Source organism: Pseudomonas sp. NFPP04 (assembly GCF_900113815.1).
In the GTDB taxonomy this organism is placed as follows: domain Bacteria; phylum Pseudomonadota; class Gammaproteobacteria; order Pseudomonadales; family Pseudomonadaceae; genus Aquipseudomonas; species Aquipseudomonas extremorientalis.
This window is the reverse complement of sequence record NZ_FOQS01000012.1, coordinates 96017-109822: the sequence shown is the minus strand read 5'-3', so window position 1 is coordinate 109822 and position 13806 is coordinate 96017. Positions and strand designations below refer to the sequence as shown.

The 13806-nt window shown below is 61.6% G+C and carries 13 protein-coding genes and 1 pseudogene; 13 read left to right on the top strand and 1 reads right to left on the bottom strand.

The genetic code is table 11. The features are described 5' to 3' along the window. Positions 1–66: 66 nt before the first annotated feature. The 10 genes from BM017_RS22825 to BM017_RS22780 all read left to right on the top strand — a co-directional run bounded on the left by BM017_RS22825 (position 67) and on the right by BM017_RS22780 (position 8243). The gene (locus BM017_RS22825; RefSeq protein ID WP_071489784.1) at positions 67–876 is read left to right on the top strand and encodes an energy transducer TonB; all 810 of its coding nucleotides are present in this window, start codon (positions 67–69) and stop codon (positions 874–876) included. A gap of 54 nt (positions 877–930) precedes the next feature. Then, a complete protein-coding gene (locus tag BM017_RS22820) occupies positions 931–1650 on the top strand; it encodes a MotA/TolQ/ExbB proton channel family protein (RefSeq protein ID WP_371914407.1) in 720 nt (239 codons plus the stop codon). A 1-nt stretch (position 1651) separates the two neighbouring features. After that, positions 1652–2053, top strand: a complete 402-nt coding sequence (locus BM017_RS22815; protein WP_092248640.1) for an ExbD/TolR family protein — start codon at positions 1652–1654, stop codon at positions 2051–2053. Positions 2054–2356: 303 nt separating this feature from the next. Then, complete coding sequence (locus BM017_RS22810; RefSeq protein WP_092248637.1) at positions 2357–2938, top strand: alpha/beta hydrolase; 582 nt, start codon at positions 2357–2359, stop codon at positions 2936–2938. A 49-nt stretch (positions 2939–2987) separates the two neighbouring features. After that, positions 2988–3914: a sigma 54-interacting transcriptional regulator gene (locus tag BM017_RS22805; RefSeq protein ID WP_092248634.1), complete on the top strand. Its 927-nt coding sequence runs from the start codon at positions 2988–2990 to the stop codon at positions 3912–3914. Between the two features lie 128 nt (positions 3915–4042). After that, entirely contained in the window at positions 4043–4825 is a 783-nt protein-coding gene (locus BM017_RS22800) for a MetQ/NlpA family ABC transporter substrate-binding protein (RefSeq protein WP_092248631.1), read from the top strand. A 491-nt stretch (positions 4826–5316) separates the two neighbouring features. Further along, the gene (locus BM017_RS22795) at positions 5317–5982 is read left to right on the top strand and encodes an amino acid ABC transporter permease (protein WP_003187615.1); all 666 of its coding nucleotides are present in this window, start codon (positions 5317–5319) and stop codon (positions 5980–5982) included. Further along, positions 5963–6622 (top strand): amino acid ABC transporter permease, encoded by a 660-nt coding sequence (locus tag BM017_RS22790; RefSeq protein ID WP_092248628.1) that lies wholly within the window; start codon positions 5963–5965, stop codon positions 6620–6622. The genes BM017_RS22795 and BM017_RS22790 overlap by 20 nt, the downstream gene beginning before the upstream one ends. Next, a complete protein-coding gene (locus BM017_RS22785) occupies positions 6619–7395 on the top strand; it encodes an amino acid ABC transporter ATP-binding protein (RefSeq protein WP_092248626.1) in 777 nt (258 codons plus the stop codon). The genes BM017_RS22790 and BM017_RS22785 overlap by 4 nt, the downstream gene beginning before the upstream one ends. After that, a complete protein-coding gene (locus BM017_RS22780; protein ID WP_071492525.1) occupies positions 7392–8243 on the top strand; it encodes a transporter substrate-binding domain-containing protein in 852 nt (283 codons plus the stop codon). Before BM017_RS22785 ends, BM017_RS22780 begins: the two co-directional genes overlap by 4 nt. Positions 8244–8365: 122 nt before the next feature. Here BM017_RS22780 and BM017_RS29420 read toward each other — a convergent pair. After that, positions 8366–8437: pseudogene (locus BM017_RS29420) on the bottom strand (ATP-binding protein); the annotation flags it as partial. Positions 8438–8604: 167 nt separating this feature from the next. Between BM017_RS29420 and BM017_RS22775 the strand changes: the two are divergent. Genes BM017_RS22775 through BM017_RS22765 form a run of 3 tightly spaced genes read left to right on the top strand, consistent with a single transcriptional unit; the run spans position 8605 to position 13804 of the window. Next, positions 8605–9687 carry an efflux RND transporter periplasmic adaptor subunit gene (locus tag BM017_RS22775; RefSeq protein WP_092248623.1) on the top strand — a complete coding sequence of 361 codons (1083 nt, stop codon included), beginning with the start codon at positions 8605–8607 and terminating at the stop codon, positions 9685–9687. Continuing rightward, positions 9684–10754 carry an efflux RND transporter periplasmic adaptor subunit gene (locus BM017_RS22770; RefSeq protein ID WP_092248620.1) on the top strand — a complete coding sequence of 357 codons (1071 nt, stop codon included), beginning with the start codon at positions 9684–9686 and terminating at the stop codon, positions 10752–10754. Before BM017_RS22775 ends, BM017_RS22770 begins: the two co-directional genes overlap by 4 nt. Next, positions 10751–13804: an efflux RND transporter permease subunit gene (locus tag BM017_RS22765; RefSeq protein WP_092248617.1), complete on the top strand. Its 3054-nt coding sequence runs from the start codon at positions 10751–10753 to the stop codon at positions 13802–13804. Before BM017_RS22770 ends, BM017_RS22765 begins: the two co-directional genes overlap by 4 nt. The last annotated feature ends 2 nt before the right edge of the window (positions 13805–13806 follow it).

Here is a 13806-nt window from a genome sequence, read left to right as displayed (position 1 = left end):
AGCCCACGACGGCCTTCCAAGCAGGCCTGTCGGTTTTTTTGCTTAAAAACCGTAGGGAGTGAATCAATGGGCAATGTCCAGACCGCCGCCAGTGCACACGAGGCGCCGTGGCGCCAGGCGCCGGGTGGTGAGTTGGTCGACCTTGGCCGGCCGCACCGAGCGCCGTTGGGACAACTGCGAACGCAGAGGACTCCGAAGCGTTTCTCCAGCCGTCGCGAAGGTATCCTGCTCGGCCTGCTGGTACTGGCCCTGCACGGTGCGGTGATCTACTGGGTGAGCCAGAAGCCGACCCCGGTGCTGCCGATCGTGCCGCCGGAAATTCCACCGATGACCATCGAATTTTCCCAGCCGGCACCCCCGGTGGTCGAGCCGCCACCGCCCGTGCCGCCACCGCCGCCGCCTGTGGTCGAGCCACCGCCGCCGGTGGTGGATGAATTGGCCGCCAAGCCGGCGCCGCCAAAACCGATTCCTAAACCCAAACCCAAGCCAGTGCCAAAGCCTGAGCCCAAGCCTGCACCGAAACCGCCCGAGCAACCGCCTGCGCCACCGACTCCCGCGCCGCCTGCGCCTCCAGCACCACCGGCGCCGGCTCCGGTTACGCCCGCTTCGGCCAACGCCGCGTACTTGAAGAACCCGGCGCCGGAGTATCCGTCACTGGCCCAGCGGCGCGGTTGGGAAGGCACGGTGTTGCTCAGGGTGCATGTACTGGCCAGCGGTAAGCCGGGCGAGATCCAGATCCAGAAGAGCAGCGGTCGCCAGCAGCTCGATGACGCCGCACTGACCGCCGTGAAGCGTTGGAGCTTCGTGCCGGCCAAGCAGGGCGAGGTGGCCCAGGACGGCTGGGTCAGCGTCCCGATCGATTTCAAGATTCACTAATTATTCGGCTGCGGTGTGTTGCACGCGCCGCGACCTGCACAGAGGGAAGACATCATGGCATTAGCATCTCCACTTGAATCCATCGAAAGCGCGGTGATCTGGCTGCTGGTGGTTTTTTCGGTCGCCACCTGGGGCCTGGCCCTGCTCAAGGGCGTGCAGTTCGGTCGCCTCAAGGCGCAGGATCGCAAATTCCATAAACAGTTCTGGGCGGCGTCGAGTCTCGACTCGGCTGCCGAGCTGGCGCAAACCCAGCCGGGTGCCGCTGCCCGCGTGGCCCAGGCCGGCTACGCCGCGATCCAGGTGGGCGATACCCCACACGCAGCGGACCTGAGCCAGGCGATCAACCACCAGGACCGCCTTGAGCGTGCCCTGCGCCAGCAGATCGTGCGAGAGCGGCGTTCCCTGGAAACCGGCCTGGCCGTGGTCGCCAGTATCGGCAGCACCTCGCCGTTCATCGGCTTGTTCGGTACCGTGTGGGGCATCATGGAAGCGCTCAAGGGCATCAGTGCCGCCGGTTCCGCCAGCCTCGAAACGGTGGCCGGCCCGATTGGTGCCGCACTGGTTGCGACGGGCGTCGGTATCGCCGTCGCCGTGCCGGCGGTGCTGGTCTACAACTACTTCCTGCGTCGCCTCAAGCTGACCGCTGCCGACCTCGATGACTTCGCCCACGACTTCTACAGCCTGGCGCAGAAAAATTCCTTCCGTGTGCTGCTGCACCCGACCCTGAACAAACCCACTGCCGGCAACCCGCAGAAAGTGAAGGAGGCGTCCTGACATGGCCTTCTCCACGCAAGACACCGATGAGGTACTGAGCGAGATCAACGTCACGCCGCTGGTGGACGTGATGCTGGTGCTGCTGGTGGTGTTTATCGTCACCGCGCCGCTTTTGACCAACGCGATCCCGATCAACCTGCCCAAGACCGAGGCGGTCGCGCCAGTGGAGCAGAAAGACCCGCTGGTGGTGAGCATCGACGGCACCGGCAAACTGTTTATCAACAAGGACGAAATCCAGCCGGACCTGCTGGAGTTCAACCTGCAGGCGGCCAAGGCCAAGGACCCCGATGTGCGGGTGCAACTGCAGGCGGATGATGGCGTGAACTACGGCGAAGTGGCGCGAGCCATGGCGTCTATCGAACGCGCGGGCATTACCAAGCTGTCGGTGATTACCGCACGTTAGTTGCAAAAGCCTCGACAAGTTTTTGGCCGTTTCCTTGGCAGGGTGCGGCCTTTTTTTTGCCTGCGATTCAATCCTCAACTTGAAATGCGATCAATGTGGGAGGGGGCTTGCCCACGATTGCAGTGTGTCAGCCAATCAATCTGTAACTGATACACCGCCATCGGGAGCAAGCTCCCTCCCACATTTTGAACTTCATTAATTTTGAATTTTTGGTTATTAATAAATAGCTTCTTATTCCTTAACGAATATAACACCCGTCCCTATACTGTTCAGCAACGTTAAACGCTGCAGGAGGGCACACCCATGCACAGCGAGTCGATTCGTTATCTGATCGTGCCGGGCTGGCAAGGATCGCCAGAAGATCATTGGCAAAGTCACTGGCAGGCCAGCCTGCCCAACAGCGCCCGCGTGGAGCAGGCCGATTGGCTGACGCCACGTCGAGAAGATTGGGTCGCTGCGCTGGCCGAGGCCATCGCAGCCGACAGCACGCCGGTGATCCTGATCGCCCATAGCCTGGGCTGCATCACGGTGGCGCATTGGGCGGCCACCGCGCCGGTGCACTTCCTGCGCCAGGTGCGCGGTGCCTTGCTGGTGGCCCCGGCCGATGTCGAACGGCCCGCCTGCTCACCTGCGTTGCGTAATTTTGCGCCGATCCCGACCGACCTGTTGCCGTTCCCCAGCCAGGTGGTCAGCTCCGACAACGACAGTGCTGTCAGCGCCGCGCGAGCCCTGGAATTGGCCCGCAACTGGGGCGCCGAAGCCGGCATTCTGTCGGGGGCGGGGCACATCAATGTGAAGTCCGGCCACCAGCGCTGGGAACAGGGGTTCGCCTACCTCTATCGCCTGCAAAGCCGCCTTGAGCATCACGCCCGGCGTACTGCCTGAATTTTTTCAACGCCCCGTCCCTTGAGTGGATTGGCGGCGGGAGCCTGCCATGAGTCTGCATGAAACCTACGGCCAGCCATTGCTGACCTTTCCCGACGCGGAAAAAAGCCCACTGAGCATCCGCGCCAAGGCGCTGGTGTTTGTCGACCCGCGTTCGCGGCAGCTGCGCGAAGACCTCGAAAGCCTCGCACCCCGTGCCTTGCCCGTGTTGATCCGCGGCGAGACCGGTAGCGGCAAGGAGTTGCTGGCGAGGCATATTCACCGGGGCAGCGACCGCACCGGTCTGTTTGTCTCGGTCAATTGCGGTGCGATCAGCCCGACCTATGCCGATGCCGAATTGTTCGGTTATGCCGCCGGCAGCCACAGTGGTTCGGCCAGCAGCCGGGCAGGGTGGTTCGGTTCGGCGAATGGCGGCACCTTGTACCTGGACGAGATCGGCGATTTACCGCTGCCGATCCAAGTGAAACTGTTGGCCGCGCTGGAAAACCACGAAGTCACCCGTGTCGGTGCCCATCAGCCGAGCCCGGTGGATGTGCGCCTGGTCGCCGCCACCAGCATCGACCTGGCCCAGGCCGTGGCGGCCGGCAAGTTCCATGAGCGCCTGTTCCACTATCTGAGCGAAGGTCGGTTGGATTTGCCGGCGCTGCGCGAGCGGGTCGGTGACATCCTGTCCCTGGCCGAATACTTCCTGGGCATCTACAGTCAGCGCCTGGACCTGCCGGTGCCGCTGATCAGCGATGCCGCGCAGCGTGTGCTGGAACACCACAGCTGGCCGGGCAATACCCGCGAGCTGGAAAACGTTATTCACTTTGCCCTGCTGGTCAGCAGTGGGGATGAGATTTTGCCCGAACATTTGAATCTGCCGGTGGCGGGTTCTGCGCTGGAACAGGTGCGGCGGATTTTCGAGCGCGCCAGCCCCGCCGAGCGGGAAACGTTAAGTAAATTCCTGCATGAACAAAATGGAATATCAAAGTGAATAAAAGATATTGTTCGGGAATAAAAAATCTAGGTATTGTCCCTCCCACGCCGCGATAGCACTTCGCTGGCACACTACATAAAAAACGGTCGTCAGAGACGCCCCCGGAATTCCGATAAGGACACTGCATGAAAAAGGTTCTGTTGTTTACCGCACTGGCGGCTGCCCTGACTGCAAGCTTCGCCCAGGCCAACGAAAAACTGGTGGTGGCCGCCACGCCGATCCCGCACGCCGAGATCCTCGAACTGGTCAAGCCAACCCTCGCCAAAGAAGGCGTGGACCTGGAAATCAAAGTCTTCACCGACTACGTACAGCCAAACGTGCAGGTTGCCGAGAAACGCCTGGACGCCAATTATTTCCAGACCCTGCCGTACCTGGAAAACTTCAACAAAGGCAAGGGCACCAACCTTGTGACAGTGGTCGGCGTGCACGTTGAACCGTTCGGCGGCTACTCGAAAAAGATCAAGAAAATTGAAGATCTGAAAGATGGCGCCACCGTGGCCATCCCCAACGAAGGTTCCAACAGCGGCCGCGCCCTGTTGCTGCTGCAGAAAGCCGGCGTGATCACCCTGAAAGACCCGACCAATGCCTTGGCCACGCCAAAAGACATCAAGGACAACCCCAAGCACCTGAAATTCAAGGAGCTGGAATCGGCCCTGCTGCCACGCGTGCTGGACCAGGTTGACCTGGACCTGATCAACACCAACTACGCCCTGGAAGCCGGCCTGAACCCGGCCAGGGATGCGCTGATCATCGAAGACGCCAAGTCGCCGTACGTGAACTTCCTGGTGGCTCGCCCGGACAACAAGGACAGCGATGCGATCCAGAAGCTGTCCAAGGCCCTGACCAGCCCGGAAGTCAAAGCCTTCATCGAGAAGAAGTACAACGGTGCGGTAGTGCCTGCGTTCTGATGTAACCCAAACCCCCTTCAAGGTTTGAACGCCGACGGCTTATATAGCGTCGGCGTTTTTTATGCCCGGAATTTGGAATGCAATCCAAATGTGGGAGGGGGCTTGCCCCCGATGGTGGTAGCACAGCAAAAAATGTGCTGACTGAACCACTGCTATCGGGGGCAAGCCCCCTCCCACATTTGATCCGCTTTGATCTAGAGAGCTCTGCTATTGATCGCCCTGCGCAACGCCATCAACCACTTCACCAACTCCTGCGGATCCATCGGTTTCACTTCCTTCATGGTTCGATCCCTCGAATCTCAGACCTCCAAACCATAGTCCTCACCCGCCAAACCCGCGAATCCGGCGGTTATCTTTTTGGGTGATATCAATATGCTATTTGGGTATTTAAACTTTACTTTTTATACCTTTAAAGTTCGCGCTACCCGGCGTTACCCACACCGGATCGGATTGCGCTCGCTGCATTACCCTTGCGGCGTCATGGACTGGAAATGACCTTCGATTTCGCTTTTATCCTCAGCACCCTGCCGGCGTTCCTGAAGGCCGTGGGGGTGACGCTGCAAGTGGGCCTGATCGCCATTGCCACCTCCCTGCTGGTGGCGCTGATCAACGCCGCGCTGCTGGTGTTTCGCACACCTTACCTGTCGCGCCTGGTGGCGCTGTATGTGGAGCTGGCGCGTAACACGCCGCTGCTGATTCAGCTGTTTTTCGTGTACTTCGCGCTACCGGCCCTGGGGTTCAATATTTCCGGGTTCTGGGCGGCGATCATCACCATGACCTTCCTCGGCGGCGCCTACCTCACCGAAGTGCTGCGCGCCGGTGTGGAAGCGGTGCCGCTGGCGCAGATCGAGTCGGGCAAGTCCATCGGCCTGTCCGACTGGCAACTGCTGCGCCATGTGATCCTGCCCCAGGCCGGCATCCTCAGCCTGCCAGCGCTATTCGCCAATTTCATCTTCCTGCTCAAAGAGACCACCGTGGTCTCCGCCGTGGCGGTGCCGGAGATTCTCTACACCACCAAGAGCTACATAGCGCTCTACTACAAGACCTACGAAATGCTCGCCGTGCTGACGCTGATTTGCGTGTTGCTGTTCTTGCCGCTGTCGCTGCTGCTCAGCCGCCTGGAAAGGAGGCTCCAGCATGGCCAGTTCGGGTCTTGAGTTGCTGTGGGTGTCGTTGCCGCAACTGGGCAAGGGCGCTGCGCAAACCCTGTCGATTTCGTTCTTGAGTATCGCTTTGAGCACCGTCGGCGGCGTGCTGTACGGCGTACTGCGCACCTTGAACAACCGCCTGATCAACGGCGTGCTGCGGGTGTACCTGGAATTGTTCCGCGCGATCCCGGTGCTGGTGTGGCTGTACCTGGTGTTTTTCGGCTTGCCGATTTTCTTTGGTTTGAGCATTCCGAGCTTCTGGTGCGCGGTGTTGGTGCTGTCGCTGTGGGGCGCCAGCGAAGTGGGCGAGGTGGTGCGCGGCGCGTTGCATTCGCTGCCCCGTGGCCAGCGTGAAGCGGGCTTGTCGATTGGCTTGTCAGGTCCGCAGCTGTACGGCTACGTGCTGCTGCCGCAAGCGCTCAAGCGTATGACGCCGCCGACCATCAACGTCTACACACGCATTATCAAGACCAGTTCCCTGGCGGTGCTGATCGGTGTGGTGGACGTGATCAAGGTCGGCCAGCAAATCATCGAACGCACCTACGAGTCCGTGTTGATCTACGGCGTGCTGTTCCTGTTTTTCTTCTTTATCTGCTACCCGTTGTCGGCTGCCTCCAAGGTGCTGGAACGGCGCTGGGGCCAGGCATGAACGCATTGATCGAGTTCCAGGGTTTCAACAAATTCTTTGGCGAGGCGCAGGTGCTCAAGGGCATCGACCTGAGCGTGCAAAGCGGTGAAGTGGTGGTGATTCTCGGCCCCAGCGGTTGCGGCAAAAGCACCTTGCTGCGTTGCCTCAATGGGCTGGAAGTCGCGCACAGCGGCAGCCTGCGTTTCGCCGGCAAAGAGCTGTTGGACAAACACACCGACTGGCGCCAGGTGCGTCAGGACGTGGGCATGGTATTCCAGAGCTACCACCTGTTCCCACACATGAGCGTGCTCGACAACATCCTGCTCGGCCCGCTGAAAGTGCAAAAACGCGACCCCCGCGAAGCCCGTGGACAGGCCGAGAAACTGCTGGACCGCGTCGGCCTGGCGGACAAGCGCGACGCTTTCCCGCGACAGCTCTCCGGCGGCCAGCAACAACGTATCGCCATCGTCCGTTCGCTGTGCATGAACCCCCAGGTCATGCTGTTTGACGAAGTCACCGCTGCCCTCGACCCGGAGATGGTCAAGGAGGTGCTCGAAGTGATCCAGGGCCTGGCCCGCGATGGCATGACCCTGCTGATCGTCACCCACGAAATGGCCTTCGCCCGCGCCGTCGCCGACCGCGTGGTGTTCATGGAGGCCGGTCGCATCCTCGAACACAACACCCCCGAGGCATTCTTTACGAACCCGCAAACCGCACGCGCGCAGCAGTTCCTGGAGAAGTTCTCCTTTGTTTCAACACTGCCCAAGAAAACCCAGGAACTGGAGCTGATATGAAAAAACTACTGCTGCCACTGTTTGCCGTCGCCCTGCTCGCCGGCTGCGATAAAAAGGCCGAAGAGCCTGCAAAACCGGTTGCCGCCGCAAGCTACCTCGACAAGATCAAGGCGCGCGACAAGCTGATCGTGGGTGTATTCACCGACAAGCCGCCCTTTGGTTTCGTCAACGAAGCCGGGCGCTACGTCGGTTTCGATACCGACATCGGCCGCCAATTCGCCAAGGACCTGCTGGGCGATGAAAACAAAGTCGAATTCGTCGCCGTCGAACCGGCCAGCCGCATCCCGTTCCTGCAAAGCGACAAGGTCGACCTGATCCTCGCCAACATGACCGTAACGCCCGAGCGCAAGGAAGCGGTGGACTTCACCAACCCCAACCTGAAAGTCGCGGTACAGGCCCTGGTGCCCAACGACAGCGCGGTGAAAAGCCTGGATGACCTGGCGACCCGCACCACCATCGTTACCACCGGCACCACGGCTGATATCTGGCTGACCAAGAACCACCCGGACTGGAAGCTGCTCAAGTTCGAGAAGAACTCCGAGTCGCTGCAAGCGTTGTCCGCCGGCCGTGGCGACGCCTACGCCCAGGACAACCTGGTGCTGTTCAGCTGGGCCAAGCAGAACCCGGGCTACCGCGTGCTGGAAGAGAAGCTCGGTGATGAAGCGCCCATCGCGCCGGCGGTGAAGAAAGGCAACATCGAACTGCGCGACTGGGTGAATGCCGAGTTGGCGAAGCTGGGCGAGGAGAAGTTTTTGCTCAAGCTGTATGACCAGTATGTGCGTAAAGAACTGAGCGATGACACCAAGCCTGAAAGCGTGATTGTTGAAGGCGGGAAGTGGCAGGGCTGATACCGCTATCGGGGGCAAGTCGCACCGCCTCTCCCACACTTGAATATATTCACAGATCAATAATGTGGGAGGGGCGGTGCGACGATTCGACTTGCCCCCGCTGAGGCCAGCACAGCCACCGCCTACTCCGGCCAATGCCAAGCCGGCGCATCCAGAATCCCCTGCCCGTCAATCCGGGTTTCCCCCAGCACCTTGTTCGCCGGCAAACCGGTAATTGGCCACCGCGTGGGTCTTGAGCATGGGCATCCAGTCGCCTTGGGAACCATTGGAGTATGGGAGCCTCCATGCAGATAAGGAACCCTGAACTAAGCTCACAGTCGCATACACACTGGCACGTCGGCATCACGCAAAAGGAGCCTGCATGGGCGCTCGCATTTCCACCTGTATTTTCGGCCTTGGCCTACTGGCGCTGTTGAGCGGCTGTGGCGAGGACAAGGCTGAACCCAAGGCCCATTCGCGGGTGTTCGTGCAGACCGTGCAGCCGGCGGACTTCGCGGCGGCGGTCACGCTGACCGGGGATATCCAGGCTCGGGTGCAAACCGATCTGTCCTTTCGCGTGGGCGGCAAAATCATCCAGCGCATGGTGGATGTGGGCGACCGCGTGAGCGCCAGGCAAGTGCTGGCCAAGCTCGACCCCAAGGACTTGCAGACCAACGTAGATTCCGCGCAGGCCCAGGTCGTGGCCGAACAGGCGCGGGTCAAGCAGACTGCAGCTGCATTTGTGCGCCAGGAAAAACTCTTGCCCAAGGGCTACACCAGCCGCAGCGAATACGATTCCGCCCAGGCCGCGTTACGCAGCAGCCAGAGCGCCCTGGCTGCCGCCCAGGCTCAACTGGCCAACGCCCGCGAGCAACTCGGCTACACCGCGCTGATCGCCGAAGCGCCTGGGGTGATTACCGCACGCCAGGCCGAAGTCGGTCAGGTGGTACAGGCCACCGTACCGATTTTCAGCCTGGCGCGCGATGGCGAGCGTGATGCGGTGTTCAACGTCTATGAGTCCCTGCTGGTGGAGCCGCCGCCCGATGCGCCGATCACCGTCAGCCTGCTGGATAACCCCAGCATCAAGGCCGTGGGCAAGGTCCGTGAGGTCACCCCCGCCGTGGCCGCCAACACCGGCACTGTGCAGGTGAAAATCGCCCTGCAGGCCTTACCCAAAGGCATGGAGCTGGGCTCGGTGGTAAGCGCCACCGCCAATGGCCCGGCGAAGGCCAGTATCGAATTGCCGTGGGCCGCGCTGACCAAAGACCTCAGCGAACCCGCTGTGTGGTTGGTCGACGGCGACGGCAAGGCGCAATTGCACAAAGTCACCGTGGCACGTTACCTCACCGGCAAAGTCATCATTGGTGACGGCCTCAAGGGCGGCGAAAAAGTTGTGGTCGCCGGCGGGCAATTGCTGCATCCCGGCATGATTGTCGAGATTGCCCAGCCAGGAGCGCAGCCATGAAACGCCTCACGGGGATACTCGTCGCCAGCGTGTTGCTGGTGGCCTGCTCCAAGGAAGAACCGCCGCCCGAGCCCGTGCGCCCGGTCCTGTCCATGGAAGTGAAGTCGCAAGACCAGGAAAACCTCGGTCGCTTCGCCGGCACCATCCAGGCCCGCTACGAAAGTAATTTAGGCTTCCGCGTACCCGGCCGCATTGCCCGCCGCGCGGTGGACGTGGGCGCCGAGGTGGAGAAGGGCGCCTTGCTCGCCGTCCTCGACCCCACCGACCAACAGAACCAACTGCGCTCGGCCCAGGGCGACCTGGCCCGCGTGCAGGCGCAATACATCAACGCCCAGGCCAATGCGCGCCGCCAGCAGGAGTTGTTCAACCGTGGCGTCGGCGCCCAGGCCCAGCTGGATATTGCCCAGACCGACCTGAAGACCACCCAGGCCTCGCTCGATCAGGCCCAGGCCTCCGTCAATCAAGCCAAGGACCAGCTCAACTACGCCGAACTGCGCACTGACCACGCCGGTATCGTCACCGCCTGGAATGCCGAGGCCGGCCAGGTGGTCAGTGCCGGCCAGCAGGTCGTCACCCTGGCGCGCCCGGATATCAAGGAAGCCGTGATCGACCTGCCCGCCGGCCTTGCCGAGCGCTTGCCCCCGGACGTGGTGTTCCTGGTTGCCGGGCAGCTCGACCCCAGCGTGCATACCACCGCTATCGTGCGCGAGATCGAACCCCAGGCCCAAAGCGCCACGCGCACCCGGCGTGCGCGCCTGACCCTGGCCGACACGCCGCCCGCGTTCCGCCTGGGCACGGCGATCAGCGTAACGTTGAGCACCGCCATCGCCCCGCGCATCGAAGTGCCCCTGAGCGCCTTGCAGGACGTCGACGGCAAGACCCGCATCTGGCTGCTCGACACCCAGAGCCAGACGGTACAACCGCGTGATATCACGGTGATCAGCCGCGATGCCGACAGCGCCTTGCTCAACGGCGGCGTCAAACCCGGCGAGCGCATCGTCACCGCCGGCGTCAACAGCCTGAAACCTGGGCAAAAAGTCAAAATCGACGAGGACAGCCCGCGATGAAAGGGAGCTTCAACTTATCCGACTGGGCCCTCAAGCATCAGTCCTTCGTCTGGTACCTGATGTTCGTCGCGCTGCTGATGGGCGTGTTTTCGTACATGAACCTGGGCCGTGAGGAAGACCCTTCCTTCACCATCAAGACCATGGTGATCCAGACCCGCTGGCCGGGCGCGACCCAGGAAGAAACCCTCAAGCAGGTCACCGACCGCATCGAGAAAAAGCTCGAAGAGCTCGATTCCCTCGACTATGTGAAAAGCTACACCCGGCCGGGCGAGTCCACGGTATTCGTGTTCCTCAAGGACACCACCAGCGCCAAGGACATCCCCCATATCTGGTACCTGGTACACAAGAAGATCGACGACATTCGTGGCAGCTTCCCACCGGGTTTGCAGGGGCCGTCGTTCAACGATGAGTTCGGTGATGTATTTGGCTCGGTGTACGCCTTTACCGGCGATGGCCTGTCGATGCGCCAGTTGCGTGACTACGTGGAGCAGGTACGCGCCGAGATCCGCTCGGTGCCGGGGTTGGGCAAGGTCGAGATGATCGGCCAGCAGGATGAAGTGATTTACCTGAACTTCTCCACGCGCAAACTGGCGGCGCTGGGGATTGACCAGCGCCAGGTGGTGCAGAGCCTGCAATCGCAGAACGCGGTGACGCCAGCCGGGGTGATCGAGGCCGGGCCGGAGCGGATTTCGGTGCGCACCTCGGGGCAGTTCGCCTCGGAGAAGGACCTGGCCAACGTCAATCTGCGGCTCAATGACCGTTTCTATCGCCTGGCGGATATCGCAGACATCAGCCGGGGTTATGTGGACCCGGCGCGGCCGATGTTCCGGTTCAACGGCAAGCCGGCCATCGGTCTGGCGATTGCCATGCAGAAGGGCGGTAATATCCAGTCGTTCGGCAAGGCCCTGCACGAGCGCATGGACGAACTCACCGCCGACCTGCCAGTGGGCGTCGGCGTGCACAAGGTGTCCGACCAGGCGGAAGTGGTGGAAGAGGCGGTCGGCGGTTTTACCAGTGCCTTGTTTGAGGCCGTCATCATCGTGCTGGTGGTGAGCTTTATCAGCCTCGGCATGCGCGCCGGATTGGTGGTGGCGTGCTCGATTCCGTTGGTGCTGGCCCTGGTGTTCGTGTTCATGGAATACAGCGGCATCACCATGCAGCGTGTGTCGCTCGGCGCGCTGATCATTGCCCTCGGCCTGTTGGTGGACGACGCGATGATCACCGTCGAGATGATGATCACACGCCTGGAAAAAGGCGAGACCAAGGAGCAGGCGGCGACCTACGCCTACACCTCCACGGCGTTCCCCATGCTCACCGGTACACTGGTGACCGTCGCGGGGTTCGTGCCGATCGGCCTCAACGCCAGCTCGGCGGGCGAGTACACCTTTACCCTGTTTGCGGTGATTGCCGTGGCGATGCTGGTGTCGTGGGTGGTGGCGGTGCTGTTTGCGCCGGTGATCGGCGTGCATATCCTGAGTGCCAACGTCAAACCTCACAACGCAGAGCCGGGGCGGATTGGACGGGCTTTCAATGGCGGCATGCTGTGGGCCATGCGTAACCGCTGGTGGGCGATTGGCATCACCGTGGCGTTGTTCGCGGCGTCGGTGTTTTCCATGCAGTTCGTGCAGAACCAGTTCTTCCCCTCGTCGGACCGCCCGGAAATCCTCGTCGACCTCAACCTGCCGCAAAACGCCTCGATCAACGAGACGCGCAAGGCCGTCGACCGCCTGGAAGCGATCATCAAGGACGACTCGGATATTGCTCGCTGGAGCACGTACATCGGCCAGGGCGCGATCCGTTTCTACCTGCCCCTCGACCAGCAACTGGAAAACCCCTACTACGCGCAGTTGGTCATCGTGAGCAAGGGCCTGGAAGAGCGCGGCGAGTTGATCGCGCGCCTGCAAAAGCGCCTGCGTGATGATTTCGTCGGGATCGGCAGCTACGTGCAGCCGCTGGAAATGGGCCCGCCAGTGGGCCGGCCGATTCAGTATCGCGTGTCGGGCAAAGACACCGACCAGGTGCGCAAGCACGCCATCGAACTGGCGACCTTGCTGGACAAGAACACTCACCTGGGCGAGATCATCTACGACTGGAACGAGCCGGGCAAAGTGCTGCGCATCGACATCGCCCAGGACAAGGCGCGCCAACTGGGGCTGTCGTCGGAAGACGTGGCGCAGTTGATGAACAGCGTGGTCAGCGGCGCTTCGGTGACCCAGGTGCATGACGATATCTACCTGATCAACGTGGTGGGTCGTGCCGAAGACGCTGAGCGCGGTACGCCGGAAACCTTGCAGAACCTGCAGATCGTCACGCCCAACGGTACGTCGATTCCGCTGCTGGCCTTCGCCACCGTGCGTTACGAGCTGGAGCAGCCGCTGGTATGGCGTCGCGACCGCAAACCGACCATCACTATCAAAGCTTCGGTGCGCGATGAGATGCAGCCGACGGACCTGGTCAAGCAGCTCAAGCCGGAAATCGACAAGTTCAGCGCTGGCCTGCCGGTGGGCTACAAGGTCGCTACCGGCGGCACCGTGGAAGAAAGCGGCAAGGCCCAGGGACCGATTGCCAGCGTGGTGCCGTTGATGCTGTTCCTCATGGCGACGTTCCTGATGATCCAACTGCACAGCGTGCAGAAGATGTTCCTGGTGGCGAGCGTCGCGCCGCTCGGGCTGATCGGTGTGGTGCTGGCGTTGATCCCTACGGGCACGCCCATGGGTTTCGTGGCGATCCTCGGCATCCTGGCGTTGATCGGCATCATCATCCGTAACTCAGTGATCCTGGTGACGCAGATTCATGAGTATGAGGTGGCCGGCTATACGCCGTGGGATGCGGTGGTGGAAGCCACCGAGCATCGGCGCCGGCCGATCCTGCTCACGGCGGCGGCGGCGAGCCTGGGCATGATCCCGATTGCCCGTGAGGTGTTCTGGGGGCCGATGGCCTACGCGATGATCGGCGGGATCATCATCGCGACTTTGTTAACACTTTTGTTTTTGCCTGCGCTTTATGTGGCTTGGTACAAGATCCGGGAGCCCAAACCAGAGCAGAGCTGAAC